The organism is Ensifer sp. GW101-20A05 (assembly GCF_059424735.1).
In genome coordinates this window covers 378,995-397,610 of sequence record NZ_JBWKZT010000004.1, presented here as the reverse complement: position 1 = coordinate 397,610, position 18,616 = coordinate 378,995, and the positions used below count along the sequence as shown (strand labels likewise).

22 protein-coding genes, 2 tRNA genes and 1 pseudogene are annotated in these 18,616 nt (G+C 62.7%); 15 read left to right on the top strand and 10 right to left on the bottom strand.

Annotated elements, in window-relative coordinates:
• Window positions 1-140: 140 nt before the first annotated feature.
• Complete coding sequence (locus tag AC070A_RS13770) at window positions 141-1,028, top strand: sigma-70 family RNA polymerase sigma factor (RefSeq protein ID WP_093232324.1); 888 nt, start codon at window positions 141-143, stop codon at window positions 1,026-1,028.
• Window positions 1,029-1,292: 264 nt separating this feature from the next.
• Window positions 1,293-1,928, top strand: coding sequence for a flavodoxin family protein (locus tag AC070A_RS13765; protein WP_057250584.1), 636 nt, complete (start codon window positions 1,293-1,295; stop codon window positions 1,926-1,928).
• A gap of 8 nt (window positions 1,929-1,936) precedes the next feature.
• Here AC070A_RS13765 and AC070A_RS13760 read toward each other — a convergent pair whose 3' ends face one another.
• Window positions 1,937-2,416, bottom strand: a complete 480-nt coding sequence (locus AC070A_RS13760) for a DUF2214 domain-containing protein (RefSeq protein WP_113736801.1) — start codon at window positions 2,414-2,416, stop codon at window positions 1,937-1,939.
• Window positions 2,413-2,802, bottom strand: a pseudogene (locus tag AC070A_RS13755) (DUF6152 family protein). Before AC070A_RS13755 ends, AC070A_RS13760 begins: the two are co-directional and overlap by 4 nt.
• 379 nt (window positions 2,803-3,181) lie before the next feature.
• Between AC070A_RS13755 and AC070A_RS13750 the strand changes: the two are divergent.
• The 5 genes from AC070A_RS13750 (at window position 3,182) to AC070A_RS13730 (ending at window position 8,923) form a co-directional block, all read left to right on the top strand.
• Complete coding sequence (locus AC070A_RS13750; RefSeq protein WP_162770914.1) at window positions 3,182-5,086, top strand: HAMP domain-containing methyl-accepting chemotaxis protein; 1,905 nt, start codon at window positions 3,182-3,184, stop codon at window positions 5,084-5,086.
• Window positions 5,087-5,327: 241 nt separating this feature from the next.
• Entirely contained in the window at window positions 5,328-6,086 is a 759-nt protein-coding gene (locus AC070A_RS13745) for a phosphoadenylyl-sulfate reductase (RefSeq protein ID WP_058325511.1), read from the top strand.
• Window positions 6,087-6,129: 43 nt separating this feature from the next.
• Window positions 6,130-7,083 carry a sulfate adenylyltransferase subunit CysD gene (cysD, locus tag AC070A_RS13740; RefSeq protein ID WP_113132840.1) on the top strand — a complete coding sequence of 318 codons (954 nt, stop codon included), beginning with the start codon at window positions 6,130-6,132 and terminating at the stop codon, window positions 7,081-7,083.
• Window positions 7,083-8,588 (top strand): sulfate adenylyltransferase subunit CysN, encoded by a 1,506-nt coding sequence (gene cysN, locus AC070A_RS13735; protein ID WP_113132841.1) that lies wholly within the window; start codon window positions 7,083-7,085, stop codon window positions 8,586-8,588. Before cysD ends, cysN begins: the two co-directional genes overlap by 1 nt.
• A gap of 140 nt (window positions 8,589-8,728) precedes the next feature.
• Complete coding sequence (locus AC070A_RS13730) at window positions 8,729-8,923, top strand: hypothetical protein (protein ID WP_113132842.1); 195 nt, start codon at window positions 8,729-8,731, stop codon at window positions 8,921-8,923.
• Between the two features lie 20 nt (window positions 8,924-8,943).
• On the opposite strand, the gene AC070A_RS13725 is transcribed toward AC070A_RS13730, so the two are convergent.
• On the bottom strand, window positions 8,944-9,087 hold the full coding sequence (locus AC070A_RS13725; RefSeq protein WP_093232085.1) for a hypothetical protein: 144 nt from the start codon (window positions 9,085-9,087) through the stop codon (window positions 8,944-8,946).
• Between the two features lie 538 nt (window positions 9,088-9,625).
• Here AC070A_RS13725 and AC070A_RS13720 point away from each other — a divergent pair.
• Entirely contained in the window at window positions 9,626-9,805 is a 180-nt protein-coding gene (locus tag AC070A_RS13720) for a hypothetical protein (protein WP_057251083.1), read from the top strand.
• A gap of 76 nt (window positions 9,806-9,881) precedes the next feature.
• On the opposite strand, the gene AC070A_RS13715 is transcribed toward AC070A_RS13720, so the two are convergent.
• Together AC070A_RS13715 and AC070A_RS13710 are read right to left on the bottom strand one after the other, a co-directional pair.
• Window positions 9,882-10,301 (bottom strand): hypothetical protein, encoded by a 420-nt coding sequence (locus AC070A_RS13715; RefSeq protein WP_255570930.1) that lies wholly within the window; start codon window positions 10,299-10,301, stop codon window positions 9,882-9,884.
• Between the two features lie 244 nt (window positions 10,302-10,545).
• A tRNA-Pro gene (locus AC070A_RS13710) sits at window positions 10,546-10,622 on the bottom strand.
• Window positions 10,623-10,939: 317 nt separating this feature from the next.
• Between AC070A_RS13710 and AC070A_RS13705 the strand changes: the two genes are divergently transcribed.
• On the top strand, window positions 10,940-11,377 hold the full coding sequence (locus tag AC070A_RS13705; RefSeq protein ID WP_112995348.1) for a hypothetical protein: 438 nt from the start codon (window positions 10,940-10,942) through the stop codon (window positions 11,375-11,377).
• Between the two features lie 67 nt (window positions 11,378-11,444).
• On the opposite strand, the gene AC070A_RS13700 is transcribed toward AC070A_RS13705, so the two are convergent.
• The gene (locus AC070A_RS13700; protein WP_057250604.1) at window positions 11,445-11,627 is read right to left on the bottom strand and encodes a YegP family protein; all 183 of its coding nucleotides are present in this window, start codon (window positions 11,625-11,627) and stop codon (window positions 11,445-11,447) included.
• Between the two features lie 119 nt (window positions 11,628-11,746).
• Window positions 11,747-11,821: transfer RNA gene (locus AC070A_RS13695), tRNA-Gln, on the bottom strand.
• 224 nt (window positions 11,822-12,045) lie between these two features.
• On the opposite strand from AC070A_RS13695, the gene AC070A_RS13690 reads away from it, so the two are divergent.
• From AC070A_RS13690 to AC070A_RS13675, 4 genes are read left to right on the top strand one after another with little or no spacing between them, the layout of a single operon-like run.
• A complete protein-coding gene (locus AC070A_RS13690) occupies window positions 12,046-12,342 on the top strand; it encodes a cupin domain-containing protein (protein WP_113736799.1) in 297 nt (98 codons plus the stop codon).
• A 17-nt stretch (window positions 12,343-12,359) separates the two neighbouring features.
• Entirely contained in the window at window positions 12,360-13,283 is a 924-nt protein-coding gene (locus AC070A_RS13685) for an MBL fold metallo-hydrolase (protein WP_113736798.1), read from the top strand.
• 2 nt (window positions 13,284-13,285) lie between these two features.
• Window positions 13,286-13,738 (top strand): thiol-disulfide oxidoreductase DCC family protein, encoded by a 453-nt coding sequence (locus tag AC070A_RS13680; protein WP_113736797.1) that lies wholly within the window; start codon window positions 13,286-13,288, stop codon window positions 13,736-13,738.
• Window positions 13,735-14,382, top strand: coding sequence for a DUF4166 domain-containing protein (locus tag AC070A_RS13675; RefSeq protein ID WP_113736796.1), 648 nt, complete (start codon window positions 13,735-13,737; stop codon window positions 14,380-14,382). Before AC070A_RS13680 ends, AC070A_RS13675 begins: the two co-directional genes overlap by 4 nt.
• 24 nt (window positions 14,383-14,406) lie before the next feature.
• Here the strand turns inward: AC070A_RS13675 and AC070A_RS13670 are convergent, their stop codons facing one another.
• A complete protein-coding gene (locus AC070A_RS13670; RefSeq protein WP_058325505.1) occupies window positions 14,407-15,315 on the bottom strand; it encodes a DUF1499 domain-containing protein in 909 nt (302 codons plus the stop codon).
• A 266-nt stretch (window positions 15,316-15,581) separates the two neighbouring features.
• On the opposite strand from AC070A_RS13670, the gene AC070A_RS13665 reads away from it, so the two are divergent.
• A complete protein-coding gene (locus AC070A_RS13665; protein WP_057250616.1) occupies window positions 15,582-15,965 on the top strand; it encodes a hypothetical protein in 384 nt (127 codons plus the stop codon).
• Window positions 15,966-16,240: 275 nt separating this feature from the next.
• Window positions 16,241-16,492: a hypothetical protein gene (locus AC070A_RS13660; protein ID WP_110878088.1), complete on the top strand. Its 252-nt coding sequence runs from the start codon at window positions 16,241-16,243 to the stop codon at window positions 16,490-16,492.
• A gap of 95 nt (window positions 16,493-16,587) precedes the next feature.
• Here AC070A_RS13660 and prfH read toward each other — a convergent pair whose 3' ends face one another.
• Together prfH and AC070A_RS13650 are read right to left on the bottom strand one after the other, a co-directional pair.
• Complete coding sequence (gene prfH / locus AC070A_RS13655; protein WP_113736795.1) at window positions 16,588-17,202, bottom strand: peptide chain release factor H; 615 nt, start codon at window positions 17,200-17,202, stop codon at window positions 16,588-16,590.
• Window positions 17,195-18,409: an RNA ligase RtcB family protein gene (locus AC070A_RS13650; RefSeq protein WP_113736794.1), complete on the bottom strand. Its 1,215-nt coding sequence runs from the start codon at window positions 18,407-18,409 to the stop codon at window positions 17,195-17,197. The genes prfH and AC070A_RS13650 overlap by 8 nt, the downstream gene beginning before the upstream one ends.
• Window positions 18,410-18,616: the final 207 nt, after the last annotated feature.

Here is an 18,616-nt window from a genome sequence, read left to right as displayed (position 1 = left end):
CGAGTGCCCGAGAAGAAGGAGACGAACATGACACCGAGGCTGGACCTGCTTGCCGTTACTCCAGCGGCAATGCCATCATGGCTCCTCGTGCCTGCCGGCCATGCCATAGCCGATTGCCCCGAACGGCGATGGGGGGCGTGATGACCGACGAAGACGTCAGAACGACCTTCGAGCCGCTGCGTCCCCGACTGATCCGCATCGCCTATCGGATGCTGGGTTCGGTCAGCGAAGCCGAAGATGTCGTCCAGGAGGCATTCCTGCGCTGGCTCGACGCCGACCGCACCGCCGTCAAGGATTCGTCAGCCTTCCTGCGCCGCATCGTGACGCGACTTTGCCTCGATCAGTTGAAGTCGGCGCGGCACCGACGCGAGACCTATGTCGGACCATGGCTGCCGGAACCGGTCGTCGAGGAAAACGACGACCTCGACGACATCACCTTGCCTCTGATGATGGCGCTGGAGCGCCTGTCGCCGCTCGAACGGGCCGCGTTTCTATTGCACGATGTCTTCGGCGTCAGCTTCGATGAAATCGGCGAGACGCTCAGCCGCAAACCGGCGACCTGCCGTCAACTTGCCAGCCGCGCCCGCGTCAATATCCGCAGCGCTCGTCGCCGCTTTGTCATGCCCCGGGAACAGGGCCTCGAAATCGCCTGCGCTTTCTTCGCGGCTTCGCGTAGCGGCGACATGCAGCAGCTTCGGTCGCTGCTCGCAACGGAGGCGATCGTCTATGCCGACGGCGGCGGCAAGACAGTGGCGCCGAGATGGCCAATCATGGGCTTCGACAAGGTCATGAAACTCCACGCGTCGCTGGCGCTGATCTTTGCGGAGACGATGTCGCGGCTCGTGCGCTACGACTTCATCAACGGGCTACCCGGTTTCATCACCATCGAAGACGGTGAGATCCTGCAGACAACCGCCCTTGAGATCGAACAGGACCGGATCACCGCCATCTATGTCACGCGCAATCCGGAGAAGCTCAAACATCTCCCGGAGACGCTGAGGCAGTTCGATGGTCACGCCATTCATTGAACGACAGTGACTGCGTCCTGACGATCGCACGCGGTCGCTACTGCATGTTTCCTTAAATCGTAGCCGATTTAAGGACAAAAACTTGCAGCAAGGCAAAGTGCTACAGCGACCTTTGCGCGTCTCATAAGAAGCGCGGCACTGTAGAGCCCACCGCCCCATCAACCGATCCTGACCAGCGTTGCCTTCAACGTGCAACGCGCCGCCGGCGCGCGTCTTCGCTCGCGCGCGGCAGATCCATCACCCAAAACCAATGGAGACCAAACCATGAGCAACATATGCATCGCCGTTATCTATCACAGCGGCTACGGCCACACCGCACGTCAGGCGGAAGCCGTCAAAGCCGGAATCGAGCGGGTCGACGGCACGCAATGCCTGCTCTTGACCGTCGACGAAGCACCGGACCGGTGGAACGATCTGCTCTCGGCTGAGGCGATCATCTTCGGCACGCCAACCTATGTCGGGGGTCCATCAGCCGCGTTCAAATCTTTCCAGGAGGCAAGTTCGAACGCGGTGATGGCCAAAGGCTATCTCTGGAAAGACAAGATTGCCGCTGGCTTCACCAATTCGGGAACCGCTTCCGGCGACAAGCTCGCGACGCTGATGCAACTTGCACTCTTTGCTGCCCAGCACGGCATGCACTGGATCAACCTCGATCTGCCGCCGGCCAACCACTCGACCACAGGATCTTCTGACGATCTCAACCGGTTAGGCTTCTGGCTGGGTGCTGGGGCGCAGTCGAATGTCGACCAGGGGGCCGATCTTGCGCCGCCGCAATCCGATCTCGCCACCGCAACGCATCTCGGGCAACGGGTGGCCGAAGCGACGCTGCAGTTCGTGCGCGGCAGAGCGCTCAAGCAGGAGCCAGCCCTCCCCGCGTGGAAAACGGCCAACGACCGATAGAACCAGCATCAGAGAAAGCCGATCCAGCGCCCAGCCAGGAGCGCTGCCGGCCACACCGTCAGCGAGACGGCTGCCGGGATGCGAAGACGCCATGAGACCGGGCCGCCATTTACGGCGGCCCGCCAGGCGCCGCCCATATGCACACTGACAGCGTTGACGGCACCGATCCCCAGCAGAGCGATCTTTGCGAGAAAGGCAGCATTCGTGACATAGGCCGCCGGGCGCACGCTGAAGAGGCATAAGCCAGTGGTGATCGCCAATGAAAAGCCAACTGCCGCCGCACGCGACAGAAACGGTCCGAGCACTTCAAGTGAGGTGTTGCCGAAGAAACCGAGCAACCGTAAATCCAACGGCACGATGGCGCCCATCAGCAGCCCGATCGCGAGAATGTGGGCCGCATTGACCAAGAGATAGAGAAGCGCCGAATGCCTGAGCGCAGCGCCGACCGGCCAGCCGGCGATCCATTCGACAAGCTCCGCCCCACTCATCCACCGGCCCGGATGCGTTCCGGATAGATGTCATAGGTCTTGCCGGAGACCGTGATGCGCACCGCCTTCATGCGCTTTTCGTTCGGGTCGAGCGAGCGGTTGCCGAGAACGACGACGGCGTCACCGGCCTTGGCTTATCCCTCCACAAAGCCGGAGCGCTCCGTCTGCCGGGGATTGCCGAGTTCGACGTGCCACATGCCATCCGCGGTCGTTTCCACCTGCAAGGTCGGATGCGGCGGCGCCATCGATATTTCGCGGATGATGCCCTTGAGCTCGATTTGGTCGGCCTCGGCCCAGGACCATCCGTGATGGGCATAGGCGCCGGTGACCAGAAGCGCCGTCAGGACACCCGCTGCAACGCCACGGCGTGAAATGGCTTTCAACATGTGCGTGCTCCTTCGCCTGTTTCGGAGAGGCGGCAGCTTGAACCCGAAGAACGATTTGCGAAAGGATGTGGTCTTCAACACTTCTTGAGCATCGCCAACCGCCTCCTGTGGTTGCGATGACCATGGGTTGCGCGAGCTTTGTTCAACACCTTAAAATTTAGCCATTCTTAATCTCCGGTTGTTATGTCTAGATAAGACGGAGTGAACGCTGGGCGAACGTGCCATGAGGGCAGTTTCGCCGCGTAGTAACGCGTGCTCCATCCCCATCATCGTCATTACTCCCTGCCAAGGCGAGCTCGCTTCCCGATGACCATGCGGCCTTGTCCGCGGTCACCGGCCGAGGATGATTTGCCTTGCGGGCAACCGAGGAGCGTTTTTCATGACAATCAAAGCACGCCTGCTCGTGTGCTTGTCCCTGCTCGCCGTCGCCATGCTGGTCATGATCGTCACGGCTTTCAATGCGATGACATCGATCTCCAAGCGCACCGAATCGATCGTCGCCGACCGGCTGTTGCCGGTGGCGCAGCTCGATACCGTCGCCGACATGTACGCCGTCGAAATCGTCGATACGACCCACAAGATGCGAAGCGGCGCGCTTCGGTGGGCTGACGGCAAGGAGAAGATCAACGCGGCGCTTGCCACCATCGACGAACAATGGCGCGCCTATGAAGCAACGAGACTGACGCCTGAGGAAAAGAAGCTTGCGAAGACCTTCGACGCAGCCCGCGTCGGCAGCGAGCAGGCGGTCAGGGACATGCTCGAGATCATCGATCGACAGGACATCGCCGAGTTCGGCCGGTTTATCGACAGCCGCCTTTACGCGGCCATCGATCCGCTGGCCGAACCGATCGGCGCCCTGGTCAAGCTCCAGCTCGCGGAAGCCGACCAGGAGCTGGAGGCGGCCCAGGTGGAAAAGGACACCCTGACACGCTGGCAGGTCATGATCGCCGCCTTTGCCATCGCGCTTCTCGGGGCAACAGTCTGGTTCGTGGCCGCCGGTCTCTTTCGGCCGCTGACGCAGCTGTGCGAGGCCATGCGGCAGCTTGCAGCCGGCAACCTCAAGGCCACGATCTTCGGCGAAGGCCGCCGTGACGAGATCGGCCAGATGGCGGGTGCCGTCGCTGTCTTCCGCGACAATGCGCTCGAACGCCAGCGGCTCGAGCAGGAAGCGGAGGCGGGTCGAACACTTTCCGAACGCGAGCGCGAGCAGCGCGAGGCGCAGAAGGTCAAGGAAGCTGCCGAGATCCAGACCGCGGTCAATGCGCTCGGCTTCGGTCTCGACCGGCTGGCGGAAGGCGACCTCACCTATCGCATCGACACGCCGCTTGCCGAACGGCTCGACACGCTACGCACGAACTTCAACAGCTCCGTCACCAATCTCGAAGATGCGCTGCGCTCGGTCGGCGAGAACGCCCGCAGCATCAATGCCGGCGCCAGCGAAATCCGCTCTGCGGCCGGTGACCTTTCCAAGCGCACAGAACAGCAGGCGGCTTCGGTCGAGGAAACGGCGGCTGCACTGGACCAGATCGCGACCACCGTGGCGGATGCCAGCCGGCGTGCGGAGGAGGCAGGCACCTTGGTGACGCGCACCCGCGGTGCAGCAGAGAAGTCCGGCGAGATCGTCGGCAACGCCGTCACCGCGATGAGTGGCATCGAAGCCTCGTCGCGGGAAATCTCCAGCATCATCGGCGTCATCGACGACATCGCCTTTCAGACGAACCTCCTGGCGCTGAATGCCGGCGTCGAGGCGGCCCGCGCCGGCGAAGCCGGCAAGGGCTTTGCCGTCGTCGCCCAGGAGGTGCGCGAGCTCGCCCAGCGCTCGGCGCAGGCCGCCAAGGAGATCAAGGTGCTGATCGCCACATCTGGCCAGCAGGTCAAATCCGGCGTCACGCTGGTGCGCGAGACCGGCACGGCGCTCGAAAGCATCATCACCGAGGTCAAGGAGATCAGCAGTCACGTGACGGCGATCGTCGAAAGCGCCCGCGAACAGGCCGCCGGCATCCAGCAGATCAACACGGCGGTGAACGCGATCGATCAGGGAACGCAGCAGAACGGGGCAATGGTGGAGCAATCGACCGCCGCGAGCCATAGCCTCGCCCGCGAGGCCGGCGCGCTCAACGATCTGCTGATGCGCTTCAAGACGGGCAACGGCCAAGCGGCGGCACCACGCCTCGTGACGAGCGAGATTGCTGCCCCTTCGCCCGCACGCGCCCTGGGCCGCAAACTCGCCACGGCCTATCGCAGTGCCCCGCAGGCACAGGAGGCCGGCTGGGCAGCGTTCTGACGGTCTGGCTCTCCCCTTGGCAGGAGGCGCGGGCCCGCAAGGTTCGCGCCTCCTCTTCAAGGGTTGCCGTCGTAGCCATACAGTATAAAATCTAGTAAATTACTAGTCTATATTCGGTTTTTCGCTGCCTTTCGTTCTGAGAGGCAGATTTGCTCCAAACAAACAGCATTAGAAACCGCTATTTCTGTCCATTGTCGCATTGGGCTGCGATATTCCGACCAAGTTGGAACAGGACGCAGCCATGACCACGTCATCCCTCGAAACCACCGCCAAGGCACTGAACGAGACGCTCGAAGGCCTGGATCTCGCCGGTCGGCTGGCGCTTGTCGCAAGCCTTGAAGGGCAGGCCGTCTTCACGACCTCGCTCGGTATCGAGGATCAGGTGATTACCGCGGCCATCGGCGAGAACAAGCTGTCCATCAATGTCGCGACACTGGAGACCGGGCGCCTGTTCAACGAGACGGTCGCCCTTATCGAAAAGACCGAAGAAACCTACGGGATCCTGATCAAGCGCTACCATCCGGAACAGGCCGACATCGACGCCTATGCGGCGCGCTATGGCCTCAACGGCTTTTACGAGAGCGTCGAGGCCCGGCATGCCTGTTGTGACGTGCGCAAGCTGAAGCCGCTTGCGCGCGCGCTCGAAGGGGCAACCTTCTGGGTCACCGGCCTGCGCCGCGGCCAGTCGGGCAATCGCGCATCGACCCCGTTCGCGGAAGCCGATGCCGAACGCGGCCTCATCAAGATCAACCCGCTGGCGGACTGGGATATCGAAACCATCCGCGCTTACGTCGCCGCCAATGCCGTTCCGGTCAACCCGCTGCACGCCCGCGGTTATCCGTCGATCGGCTGCGAGCCCTGCACCCGCGCCATCAAGCCCGGCGAGCCGGAGCGCGCCGGGCGCTGGTGGTGGGAGAACGACGAGAAGCGCGAATGTGGCCTGCACGTTCCGGAAGCTGCCGCCAGTTCCATCATCCCGAATTCGAGCAGCGCCGCCTGAGGCTGGCGCGCTCGTCTGAAGACAAATCCTCCCGGAGACTGAAATGCCCCATATCCATCCGGAAACGGAACTGCACAATCCGCAGAGCGCCAAGCCGCCGCTCGATCCGCATCTGAAGGCACTCGAGAACGAAGCGATCCACATCTTCCGCGAAGTGGCCGCCGAGTTCGAACGCCCGGTCATGCTCTATTCGATCGGCAAGGACTCCTCGGTGCTGTTGCACCTCGCCCGTAAGGCCTTCTATCCCGGCCGCGTGCCCTTCCCGCTGTTGCACGTCAACACCGGCTGGAAGTTCGCCGAGATGATCACGTTTCGCAACGAGATCGTCGAGCGCTACGACCTCGACCTGATCGAGCACATCAACCCGCGCGGTGCTGCCGAGAACGTCACGCCCTTCAGCCACGGTTCGGCGCTCTACACCGACATCATGAAGACCGAGGCGCTGCGCCAGGCGCTCGACGCCGGCCAGTTCGACGCGGCCTTCGGCGGCGCGCGGCGCGACGAGGAAGCAAGCCGTGCCAAGGAACGCATCTATTCGTTCCGCACGCCGGATCATCGCTGGGATCCGCGCAACCAGCGCCCGGAACTTTGGAACGTCTATAACGGCATGATCCGCAAGGGCGAAAGCGTGCGGGCCTTCCCGCTCTCGAACTGGACCGAAGTCGACATCTGGCGCTACATCCAGGCAGAAGAGATTCCGATCGTGCCGCTTTACTTCGCTGAGAAGCGCCCGATCGTCGAACGCGACGGCATGATGATCCTGGCCGAAGACCCGCGCCTCGAACTGCTGCCAGGCGAAACCAAGCGCGAGGAAGTGATCCGCTTCCGCACCCTCGGCTGCTTCCCGCTGACCGGCGCCATCCGCTCCAGCGCGACGACACTCGACGACATCATTTCCGAACTCGAAACGGCGACCGTATCCGAACGCCAGGGCCGCGCCATCGACCGCGACCAGTCCGGCTCGATGGAAAAGAAAAAACGCGAAGGATATTTCTGATGACTGCTCCCGCAACCGCGAATGCCGTTGAGCACGTTGCTGCCGGCGAGGTTCTGGCCTTTCCGGCGCAGGAGCCGGCGCGCGCCGCGCGTGACAGCCGCCCGCTTCGCCTCATCACCTGCGGCTCGGTCGATGACGGCAAGTCGACGCTGATCGGTCGCCTGCTCTGGGACACCAAGGCGGTCAAGGAAGACCAGGCCGCGACGCTCCAGCGCGATTCCAACGGCAAGCAGAACGATCTCGGCCTGCCCGACTTCGCGCTGCTCCTCGACGGCCTGCAGGCCGAGCGTGAACAGGGCATCACCATTGATGTCGCCTATCGCTATTTCTCGACCGACAAGCGCTCCTTTATCGTCGCCGACACGCCCGGCCACGAGCAATATACCCGCAACATGGCGACGGGCGCCTCGACCGCCGACCTCGCCGTGCTGCTGGTCGATGCCCGCGTCGGCCTGCTCGAGCAGACCCGCCGGCATGCGACGATCGCAACGCTGATGGGCATCAAGCAGTTCGTACTGGCGGTCAACAAGATCGACCTCACCGACTACGATCGCGCCCGCTTCGAAGAGATCAACCACGAGTTCCGGGAACTGGCATTGTCGCTTGGCGTGCGTCAGGTCACCGCTATTCCCGTCTCGGCTCTGAAGGGCGAGAATGTCGTCTATGACGGCCGCGCCTCCATGCCCTGGTATGACGGCCCGACGCTGATCGAAGTGCTGGAACTGGCAACCACCCGTTCGGCCCAGACCGTCGGCTTCCGCCTGCCGGTACAGCGCGTCTCGCGGCCCGGCGAAAGCTTCCGCGGCTATCAGGGCACGGTTGCCGGTGGCTCGGTGAAGCCGGGCGACAGTGTCGTCATCCTGCCCTCCGGCATGGTGGCCAACGTCACCAAGATCGTCACCTTCGACCTCGTGCGCAACGCCGCCGTCGCCGGCGACGCGATCACGCTCGTGCTCGACCGCCAGGTGGACGTGTCGCGCGGCGACATGATCGTGGCGATCGACAGCCAGCCGCTGACAGGCCTTGCCTTCGATGCCCAGCTCGTTGCCCTGCAGCCGGAAGGCATCCAGCCGGGCAAGCGCTACTGGCTGAAGAGCGGCAGCCGCCGCCAGCGCGTCCAGATCCAGCCGGCAAGCCAGCTCGACCTTAAGACCGGCAAGTGGGACCATGCCGAGCAGCTGCCGATGAACGCCATTGGCAAGGTGCATCTCGCCTTCGACGAACAGGCGGTCTTCGACACCTACGAGCAGAACCGCACGACCGGCGCCTTCATCCTGATCGATCCGGACACCAACAACACGGTGGCTGGCGGCATGATTACGGCCAAGCGCTCGGCACTCGGCGGCATCCACACGGAAGACGCCCGCGTCATCCTCTCGCTGCCGGCGGACCTCGCCGACCAGCTGATGGCGACCGAACTCTTCGCGGGCCGCCGCGAGGAGGCCGAAATCCGACGCGTAAGCGCCGGCAAGGCGGTCGAGATCATCGACGATATCGACGGCTGATCGAAAGCCGCAGCACACGCAAAAAAGGGGCCCCGAACAGGGCCCCTTTTTCGTTGCTGAAACCGCGGTTGCTACCGGTCGATTTGGGCCTTTTCAAACAAGTCCGTCGCCCTATCTCCCTGGCGCATGGGAGAAGCACCATGAAAATGGAACATCAAGGCGACGATGCGAGGCAAAAAGGCTTTCGCGGGCGCATGGTATCGATCGAAGCATTTGCCCGGAAATATCGGCTCGATGCGGAGGAAGCCGAGCGGCTGGAGAACCAGTTCGGTCCGGTCGCCGGCGAAATCGACCTGCTGCAGGCGGCCAGGCGCAACGGCATGCCGGAGGAGTGAACTCCTGCCGGCATTCATCATCAAAGCTGCTGCTCGATCGCCGGGAGAACCATCGTCAACGGCGCCGGTTCGGCGTGCTGCCAAAGCTGATAGCCTACGACGCTGCCAAGTATGGCGGTCCATATGGCGATCTCGCGAAAGGTGAATATCGGTTCCTTCAACATCTGGGCCTCTCGGGCAAGAACAAGTGTTGATGGAAATATCGCCCTGATTGTTCACTCTGATAAGACATCATTCCGTGAACACGTCGTTTCAAAGTGAACAATAAAGCCGCGCATTGCTGGTGCAAGAGTGATCCGCCGCGGTTGGAGGACTGCCTGATGCCGGCACCCGATCCGCTTCCCTGCGGGAGGCTCTCCGACGTCCTGAAGTCGCACCGTCCCAAAACGGGACAGGGCTGACAATCGCTTCACCTTGACCCGAAAACGCACAGATCGCACCTTTTCATCCGTCTCCGCATTCGTAAGTTGGCGCGTCGATCATGAGGATCGATAGGGCTGTTTCACCGTTCCTGGACGTTGTGGGACAGTCCGCCTGACCGTGGACCGGCAGCAAGGCTCCTGCCCGGCATAGGCGCTCTTCCCTGGCCTCTCCCCCGCCACAGCGCCCCATGTATGCGGGGTATCGATGGACAGAGCCGACCTCTCCGGCGTATCTGGACGACTTTCGCGCAACGATGCGCCGAATCAGGGAGACGAAAAGGTGAGCACGGACAAGCAACCGGAAACCACCGTGAAGGTCGAGAAACGCGTCAACGGCAAATGGTGCTTCGTCATCAAGTATCGCGGCGTCACCTATCCCGCCCAGGGCAATTTCACGTCGATGCTGCAAGCACAGGCCGCGGCCCAATCGACGCTAAAGGCGCTCGAACGGCAGGGCTGACAAGCGGACGGAGCGTTACCATATCGACAATGGAAACGCTCTCCTGCTGCTGCCTGTCCGTTGCGCCCGCTGGTCCCTACTCGACTGCGGAGCGGATGATATTGCAGAGCCCCTCCTGCACCACCTGTTTGGTGGTCACCTGCCCCACCTGAATATCGAACATCGCATCAACCCGCGTGCCTGAACCGCGCTTGCGGGCAACGACGCGCAGCGTCTGCAGCCGTCCGGAGCCGGCGGTATCCTGATAGGCCTCGATGGTCCCGAGCGACTTGTTGATCTCGATTCCCGAAAATCCTTCCGCCGCGACACCCCGTGCCATCCGCTGCAAGGCGGCCTCGGGCTTCAGCTTCGGAAACTCCTGCCAGGTCTTGTAAAAGACCGGCGTCACCAGCGGCACGCCCGAAGCCTTGAAATTCTTCTCGCAGCTCTGCGCCGCCGCCACCGAATGGCCGGCCATAAGCAGAACCGCTGCAATGAATAGATGCTTGATCGACATTCCCGTTCCTCGTCGTCATTGATCGAATGACGGGACCCTAGAACCTTCGTTTGCGTGCAGACAGGCCGACCCGGGCGCGAATGCACGGCTATTCGACCAACGGCTTCGAGGGAGCGACGAACGGCTAAGATGGAGGATGAGCGGGCGTAAGGATCGACGCCGGAACAGGCGCGCAACGCGCAAGCGCATACGGTGCGGCGCCGAGCGGCATGCAAGGGAATGATCGGTAAAGGATTGATTTGGCTGGTCGGAGTGGCAAGATTCGAACTTGCGACCCCCACGTCCCGAACGTGGTGCGCTACCAGACTGCGCTACACTCCGTGACCAGCGGCGCCTCTATAGAACAGGCATTTTGATTTCACAAGCGCCTATCTCGAAAAACCTTGCGCCTTTTTCAAAAAACTTGTGACAGTGGAAAACTCATGCGGAAATTGCCGTTTTCCGGGGGCGGCGGCGCCTGAAAGCCCGCCCGATAGGGACTTTGTGCAACGCTTCATATTTTCCTGAAATGCAAGGCGCGGCGTGGATTTCCTTTCGCCTGGTTTGGCGCTAGAGGCACAACGGAAAGCGCGGAAAACCAGGGGATACGGGCTTCCGCGCCATGCCTATTTCAGAACGAGAACCAAAGGGACAGAAACATGAACTTCCGCATGATGACGGTGGCGGGCCTTGCGCTCGTGCTTGCCGGCTGCACGACGACCGGAACGGGGATCTCCAAGAACGCGGTCGAAGCTCGTTGGCTCGGCCAGCCGGCCGGCGGCTTCTTCGCTCAATACGGTCCGCCGATCTCCGACGTCGAAAGCGGCAGCTCAACCGTCTATAGCTGGAAGGGCGGCTACAAGACCCGCAAGGTTCCGGCGCAGTACGAAACCACCAAGGACGGCAAGCGCGGCAAGCGCATCTCATCGGCCCGCACGGAATATCTGAGCTGCTCGGTCCAGCTTACCGTCTCGTCCGACTATGTCATCCGCTCGATCCGCATTGCCGGCGACCGCAAGCGTGCCGATGGCCCGAGCTGGTGCGAAGAGTTCCTGGGCGCACCGGCACAGACCAAGCCGGCCGCAACCGCAAGCTAAACGCCAAGAAACAAAAAAGCCCGCCGGTGAAAATCGGCGGGCTTTTTCTATGGAAAGAATGTCGAACTCAGCTGCTGCTGTTGTCCTCGACGGGTGCGTCGGGACCGTTCTTCTTGATCGAGTCGATGGCGTTCTGGGCGCTGGCCTTGGTCTTGTAGCCCTCGGTCGAGAACATCACTTCGCTGTTGTACTTGAAGCGAACGCGGTACTCGCCAGCCTTGTCTTTGTAGATTTCGAATTTGTGAGCCATCTTCTCCCTCATACAAGTAGGAATCAACGGCACTAGCGTGTCAGTTGCAGAGTGACTTGACAAGAGCACACGCATATCCGGCACGCTTGCCGGTTCTCAATCGCATGTTTGGAAGATGATGGCTGGGGCGCCAGGATTCGAACCTGGGAATGCCGGTACCAAAAACCGGTGCCTTACCGCTTGGCGACGCCCCAACTGGACTGACGGAAAACAAGCCCGCCAAATCGAGCGCCTGATTATCAAAGCTCGCCGTCCGTCACAATCACTAAGTTGACACTAAGTTGGTTTTTCGGCGGATTTGTCGATCAGCTGTGCAAATGGCCGGCGAGCACACCGCGACACAACGTCTGCCGCTGCCGCCTGCACCCTTCCCTTCCTGCATCGCACCTCCTATTGTCCCGCCGAAATGGAGAAGATCATGAGCCAGTTTCGCGCCCGCCCTCCTGCCGTTCCGAGCGTGCTCGTCGATGACGCGGTTGTGCGGATCACCCGCTGGGATTTCGAGCCCGGCGCCGACACCGGCCATCATGTGCACGGGCTCGGCTATGTCGTCGTGCCGATGACCGACTGCCAGTTCCTGCTCGAGGAGGAAGGCGGCAGCCGCCGCGTCGATATCGCCAAGGGGGCGGCCTATCGCCGCAAGGCGGGCATGGCGCACAATGTCGTCAATGCCGGAGCCGAGCCGATGTCGTTCATCGAGATCGAATACAAGTGAAAGCCAGGAAGAGACGCATGCAGGGCCCGGACTTCGATCTCGATTTCAAGCCGGCCCACGGCGAGGCCGTGACAGTTGCGGACGATGTGCAGCGCATCACCGTCAACAATCCCGGCCCCTTCACCTTCCACGGCACCAACAGCTATATCGTCGGAAAGCGTTCCGTTGCGGTGATCGACCCCGGCCCGGACGACGAGGCGCATTTTGAGGCGCTGATGGCGGCCCTTGCTGGCCGTGAAGTCACCCATATCGCCGTCAGCCATACGCATCGCGACCACTCGCCACTTGCGCGCCGGCTGAAGGCTGCGACCGGCGCGCTGATCGTCGGCGAAGGCCCGCACCGCTCCGCCCGCCCCTTGCATACGGGCGAGACCAATCCTTTCGCCGAGAGTTCGGACATGGAGTTCGCCCCCGATCTCGTGCTTGCCGATGGCGGGCGGATCGAGGGCGATGGCTGGAGCCTGACGGGGCTGACGACGCCAGGCCATACGGCCAACCACATAGCCTTCGCACTCGACGGCACCGGTATCCTCTTTTCCGCCGACCATGTCATGGCCTGGGCGACGACGATCGTCGCGCCGCCGGATGGGGCCATGGCCGACTACATGGCCTCACTCGAAAAGCTGCTTTACCGCGACGAGCATCTCTACCTACCCGGCCATGGCGGGCCGGTGACCGAGCCCGCCTCCTTCCTTCGGGGCTTGCGCGCCCACCGCAAGATGCGCGAACGCGCCGTGCTCGAACGCATCCGCGCCGGCGACAGCCGTATCCCGGATATGGTCAAGGTTATCTATGCCTCGACCGATGTCCGGCTGCATGGGGCGGCCGCACTTTCGGTCCTTGCCCATTTGGAAGACCTGATCGAGCAAGGGCGGGTCGAGACCGATGGGGCGCCCTCGCTCCTTGGCGCCTACCGGCTGGCGCCTGGCGGAGCCGGCTGATCATGCGGCGGGAGGCCTACAGCTATCGCAGCGATGCCGCGGTGCCTGCCTTTGCCGACGACAAACCCGTAATCGTCTTCGACGGCGAATGCATTTTCTGTTCCGGCTGGGTGCGCTTCCTGCTTCGCCATGACCGGCGAGCGCAATATCGCTATCTCACGGCGCAGTCGCCGCTTGGCCAGGCGCTCTATCGGCACTACGGCCTTGACGCCAGCAGCTTCGAAAGCAACATCCTGATCGAGGACGGCGTCGCCCGCTTCAAATCCGACGGCTCGATGCGGACGCTTGCGCGGCTCGGCCTGCCATGGTCGCTGGTGAACGTCTGCCGTATCCTGCCCGCTGCCCTTCGCGATCCACTCTATGATCTCGTTGCGAAAAACCGCTATCGCATCGCCGGGCGCCGTCAGAGTTGCATGGTGCCGACGCCCGAGGAGCGTGGACGCTTCATCGCATGACGACGGAAATCATGGTCCAACAGCAGAGCCTCTACCGGCGGATCCTCGGACGCGACTGGGATCGCGTGCCTGCCTCTATCCGCGCCCTGCATGACAGGTCGGAAGGACACGCCACCTTTTGCGGACGTGCGGTCGTCGAGCGAGGCGGATCGATCTGGGCCCGTCTTGTCGCCTCTGTCTTCGGCTTTCCTAGCGCCGGTGCGGATGTGCCGGTCGATATCCGCTTCGCCTGCGGCAATGGTCGGGAGGTCTGGACCCGGCGCTTCCGTGAAAAGATCCTGCGCAGTTCACAGCAGAAGATAGAGAAGCGGAACGAACAACTGCTGGTGGAGGATTTCGGACCGGTCCGCATCCTGTGCGCCTTGGAGCCTGCAGAAAATCGCCTGCACCTCTCGGTTCGCGCCTGGTCCTTCCTCGGCCTCCCGCTTCCCTTGCGGCTCGCGCCGGGCGGCCGGACGTTCGAGGAAGATCGCGACGGCCTGTTTCACTTCCATGTCGAGGTCGAAAGCCCCTTGACCGGCTTGATCGTGCGCTATCGCGGCTGGCTTGCACCAGCCGATGAGTCGACGTCGTTGCGGGCGTCCGCCCTCGATCGAAAAGCTACCGCTCAATTCGATGGCCGCGGCGCCGCCGTGAACGACTGACGTCTCCTAGCGGTACTCTGCCGATCAATCGCCGGCAATGCCGAGCAGCTCGGCATCGAGCGCCCGCAGGAACTGATCAGCGAAGGCGGCGCCCATGCCGAGGTCATGCGGGCCATAGCGGGAGGCGACACGCAGGTCGACGAAGGTTGTTTCGGCCTCTTCGCGCAGCCGGATCAACACATCGAAACGGAAGCCGGCGATCAGCGTGCGCCATTCACCCTGGAGCACGACGTCGCTGGCGCGGCGCCCCGCAATCGCCCCTTCGAGCGAGAGTTCCGGCCGCGCCGCCGGCACCGGTACGTTCTCCGGTTCGACGGTCGTCTCCGCTCCGGCATTCGGCCGTACGGTCAGATCCTCGAGATCGGCGCGGGCGTTTTCGACGCCAAGCTCCTCGGTGATGCCGACGCGGTTCTGTTCGATGACGGTGCGCACGCCTTGGTAAACTCGGTCGAGCGCGCCATCATAGCGCCGGCCGGTGAGGCCCGGATAGGCAAGGATCTGCGCTTCCCGGTCCTCGGGCGTCACAGCGTCCTTGCGTTTCAGCCAGCTCTCTTCGGTCTGCGGTACCTTGAGCCATGGCGGCGGCGTCACCGTGTCGGTGCTGACATCGTAGATCGCCGGGCGGGTCAGATATTGCACGACGCCGAAGCCGATGAAACCGAGCGCCGGCGCGGCATAGACAAGAGCCGCAGCAGACGCGAGGCCGCCGATCGCGGCGACCTGCCAGAGGCGTGCAAGGCCGACGACCGCAAGCAATACGCCAAGCAGCGCAAAAATGCCGGACAGGCCGACAAGAGTCAGGAAATGCGGTGTCGTCAGTGGCCCGAAGCGGTGCGCCAGCAGCGAGAGCACAAAGAGCACGAAGGAGACACGGGCGAAGCGACGCGCCCAATGGGCGGCATAGGAATAGGGACGCTCGTACCGGACCATCATGTAGTTGAATCAATCCCCTGCCGCGAAACAGATCGCATTCTTAGACCATGCCCCGTGCCGTGAAAACAGGCAATGCCCAGTCGGCCGCCGCGCCGCGGGCCACGCCTGAGGCTTCGCCGCAAAATCGCCATTCTCGTTAACCACCTATCAACACATGGGAATGTGCCCGCGCGCCCGAGAATCGGCCGGCGCGCGGAGTTTCAATCGGAGGCAACGGCCGCGCACGGCTTCATGTGAAAGTACGCGGCGATCGACGGAGAACCTACATGGGCGCATCGCAGGCAGCCGTGGCCATTGCCACCCCTACCCCTCTTCCCCCGCGTGACGGCGGAATTCCGATGGGGCTCCTCGAGCTCGAACTCTCCCTCGACGGCTTTTCCGGAAACAAGGACGATTTCCCTGGTTTTGTCCGGACCGTTGCCGACAATGCCGGCGGCGAGTTTCTGTTTGCATTGCCTGCTTCGGAACTGGTCGAAGATTGCCTGAGTATCGCCGTGCTCCGGCATGGCGAGCAGGACAGCGAAACATCGATCCTGTTTGCCTGCCTTGATGAGCAGGGCACGACCATCCGCCTCGAGCACCCGGGCGATGGCACGCGAGACCTGGAGCGCTTCGCCGAGTCCTTCGTCGGCGTGCTCGAACGCATGTGATCGCCGCCTGCCGGCGGCGGTTTAAACTGGCTTCAATCGAAAAACCTACGCGCTGACGTGTCGGTTCTGGCGTGCTGATCACGTCGGGCCAAGCCTCAGAAAATCAACTTTCAGGACGACATCGGACGCTTTACGTCTCCCCTGCGTGCGACCGCGCGCCTGCCGCAGAATTGGCGTGGTCCGCTTCGATTTTCGGCGCAACTCCCTATATTAATTGCGATTCGAGACATGGACCCGAAGGCGGCACGCGCCGGCACTCAGGAGGCACGAACATCATGACGACCCGATTGACGATGCTAGTCGCAGCCGCCCTGCTGCTGACGGCGTGCCAGACGACGACACCTGAGGAACGGCGCATCGCCGACGGCAACACCTGCGCCTCCTACGGTTTCCGCCGCGGCACCGACGCCTTTGCCACCTGCCTGCAACGCATCGAACTCGACCGGCGCGCTGAATCGCGCGCCTTCCGCTATCAGAACGACGTGATGATGTGGGGCTGGGACCGCCCCGTCGTCATCATGCGCTGACGGAGGCGTTCAACCGAAGCAACCGGTAATGTCGCGGCTCGACGATCAGCGTATCAAGGCGACCCGGGCGCACAAGCCCGGGTCGCCAAGGAAGGCTACAGGCGGAAGGTCTTGACCGCGTTACCCCGCTCCAGCTCCTTGCTGGCCATGAACAAGGCCGTCTTTTCTTGCTGCTCGTTCCCGGCGGCGATGAGATCCAGAATGGCTTGAAGCCTGCGGATTGCAGTTGCCTTGTTGCGATGCTGCGATCGCTCCTCTCGGCAAACGACCGTGTGGCCCGTGGGGACATGCGTCGCCCGCACGGCGCTATCGGTGGTGTTTTGATGCTGGCCACCGGGCCCGCCGGCCCGCAAGGTTTCGAAGCGCAAATCCCCAAGCTCGATCGTCGGTACGACGCCCGCGCCGGAAAGATCCACTTGCCGGACACCGACAAACCAGTTCTTTCGTTGATGCCCTTTTCTAACCGGGCTCTTGAAAACAAAGCGAATCGTCCCGCAATAGGCTCTTGCCAAATCTTCGGATCGAGCGCCTGCCATCGTGACGATTGCGGATTTTGGACCGAACGCATCCGGTTGCCCGCCAAGGGCCAGGTCAAAGCTGCAGCCGTTGACCTTCGCTTCCTTGCCCAAGATGTCGATCAGCGCGGCCATGGCAATGCGACATTCCACCGGACCGTTGCCGGAGGTCAGAAAGAGCGTCACTTCACCCATGGCGCATCCTCCTTATCGTCGTCCGCTCCCACTTCGTTTTCTCGCGCACCCGTTCCTGCGGCTGCACGTTCTTGTAGGTGACGAGCGGCTTCATCGCCGCGATCGGTCGAATAAGCCCGAACGCCTCGAGGTCTGCGACAACCTTAGCGGCATCCTTGTAGGCGCCGGCCGCCTCCTCGATCAGCAGGTTGCGATCCTCGCAGATTGCGAGACCACCCCAGGCATTGATGCGCAAGGCATCACGCTCGGAGCGATTGCCACCCACGCGGCCGTGCATGGCCTTACGGTCATATTTCCGCCCCGCACCGTGCGAGATGCCCCAATGCGATCGCTCCGCACCGGCCAGGGCGCGCACCAGAAAGCTTCGCGTTGCGCGCGATCCAGCGACCGGCGCGACGGCATCCTCACCGATTGCGGCCGCGCCCTTATAGTGCAGGAAGCCCGACGCCGTGGCCCGCACCAGGTTGTGCGGGATATCGGCAACCAGCGACAGATCGGCGCGCAACGTCCGCGCTGCCCGCTCCGCCACCATTCGCCGGTTAAGCGAAGCCCATCGAACGCACTCGCCGCTTCCGGCGAGCCATTCAACGGCGGCGGCCGAACCGGCAGCCAGACCGTCCCGCAAGTGTTCTGTGCCGAGCGTGCGACCGAAAAGATTGGCGCCCAGCGAACGCGAGCCCGAGTGGACCAGAAGATAGAGCTTCTGCCGGTCGGCCACACTTTCCGCCTCGTCCTCGAACACTTCGTCCACGGCCTGCAGCTCACAGAAGTGGTTGCCGCCGCCGATGGTGCCGAGGGATTGCGGGCCCATGTCAGGCGAAAGATCGTGCTCCGCCAGGCGGGTTGCCATGTCGCCGAGATCGATCTGCTCCAGCCTGCGCAGTTGCTCGGCCGCCTTTTCGACCTTGAATTTGCGCAGCGGCAAGGAGAGCTCGAAGAATGACATGCCGCAGCCAATATCGTTGCCGATCAGCTGCGGGTGGAGCCGCTGCGAAAGCGCGACCATGCCGACGGGGCCATACTTGCCCGGGTGCAGGTCCGGGAAACCGGCGACCGAGATCATGCCGGGGAGACTGGCAATTTCCGCCAGTTGATGAACTGCCGCGCCTTCAATCCAGCTGCCGGCAGTAAAATAATGCGTGACGGTCGCTCTGCGCGCACCATCGTCGCCTTCGGGGACGATGTCCCCAAAAGAATGATTGCCCATGAAAAATAATCCAGAACAGGGTCAAACAGCCGGCACATTGGCCAGCAGGACGGGCCCTTTCAGCGCATCAACGCTGATTAGCCGCGAAGCCCCAAGGGGCGTGTGGAAACGCACTGCGTCATTTTCCGCTCCCGTTCTGAACAAACCGCTATGCACATGCATAGCGAATGATCGCCCGCGCCGATACGGCGCGAACGAGGCGCTGAT

Coding starts and splice junctions, on each gene's coding strand:
- AC070A_RS13750 (WP_162770914.1), top strand. CDS start 3,182: ATGACAATCAAAGCACGCCTGCTCGTGTGCTTGTCCCTGCTCGCCGTC.
- cysN (WP_113132841.1), top strand. CDS start 7,083: ATGACTGCTCCCGCAACCGCGAATGCCGTTGAGCACGTTGCTGCCGGC.
- AC070A_RS13670 (WP_058325505.1), bottom strand. CDS start 15,315: ATGATGGTCCGGTACGAGCGTCCCTATTCCTATGCCGCCCATTGGGCG.
- AC070A_RS13770 (WP_093232324.1), top strand. CDS start 141: ATGACCGACGAAGACGTCAGAACGACCTTCGAGCCGCTGCGTCCCCGA.
- AC070A_RS13700 (WP_057250604.1), bottom strand. CDS start 11,627: ATGGCTCACAAATTCGAAATCTACAAAGACAAGGCTGGCGAGTACCGC.
- AC070A_RS13765 (WP_057250584.1), top strand. CDS start 1,293: ATGAGCAACATATGCATCGCCGTTATCTATCACAGCGGCTACGGCCAC.
- AC070A_RS13650 (WP_113736794.1), bottom strand. CDS start 18,409: ATGGGCAATCATTCTTTTGGGGACATCGTCCCCGAAGGCGACGATGGT.
- prfH (WP_113736795.1), bottom strand. CDS start 17,202: ATGGGTGAAGTGACGCTCTTTCTGACCTCCGGCAACGGTCCGGTGGAA.
- AC070A_RS13745 (WP_058325511.1), top strand. CDS start 5,328: ATGACCACGTCATCCCTCGAAACCACCGCCAAGGCACTGAACGAGACG.
- AC070A_RS13690 (WP_113736799.1), top strand. CDS start 12,046: ATGAGCCAGTTTCGCGCCCGCCCTCCTGCCGTTCCGAGCGTGCTCGTC.
- AC070A_RS13660 (WP_110878088.1), top strand. CDS start 16,241: ATGACGACCCGATTGACGATGCTAGTCGCAGCCGCCCTGCTGCTGACG.
- AC070A_RS13675 (WP_113736796.1), top strand. CDS start 13,735: ATGACGACGGAAATCATGGTCCAACAGCAGAGCCTCTACCGGCGGATC.
- AC070A_RS13665 (WP_057250616.1), top strand. CDS start 15,582: ATGGGCGCATCGCAGGCAGCCGTGGCCATTGCCACCCCTACCCCTCTT.
- AC070A_RS13680 (WP_113736797.1), top strand. CDS start 13,286: ATGCGGCGGGAGGCCTACAGCTATCGCAGCGATGCCGCGGTGCCTGCC.
- AC070A_RS13715 (WP_255570930.1), bottom strand. CDS start 10,301: ATGTCGATCAAGCATCTATTCATTGCAGCGGTTCTGCTTATGGCCGGC.
- AC070A_RS13760 (WP_113736801.1), bottom strand. CDS start 2,416: ATGAGTGGGGCGGAGCTTGTCGAATGGATCGCCGGCTGGCCGGTCGGC.
- cysD (WP_113132840.1), top strand. CDS start 6,130: ATGCCCCATATCCATCCGGAAACGGAACTGCACAATCCGCAGAGCGCC.
- AC070A_RS13705 (WP_112995348.1), top strand. CDS start 10,940: ATGAACTTCCGCATGATGACGGTGGCGGGCCTTGCGCTCGTGCTTGCC.
- AC070A_RS13730 (WP_113132842.1), top strand. CDS start 8,729: ATGAAAATGGAACATCAAGGCGACGATGCGAGGCAAAAAGGCTTTCGC.
- AC070A_RS13685 (WP_113736798.1), top strand. CDS start 12,360: ATGCAGGGCCCGGACTTCGATCTCGATTTCAAGCCGGCCCACGGCGAG.
- AC070A_RS13725 (WP_093232085.1), bottom strand. CDS start 9,087: ATGTTGAAGGAACCGATATTCACCTTTCGCGAGATCGCCATATGGACC.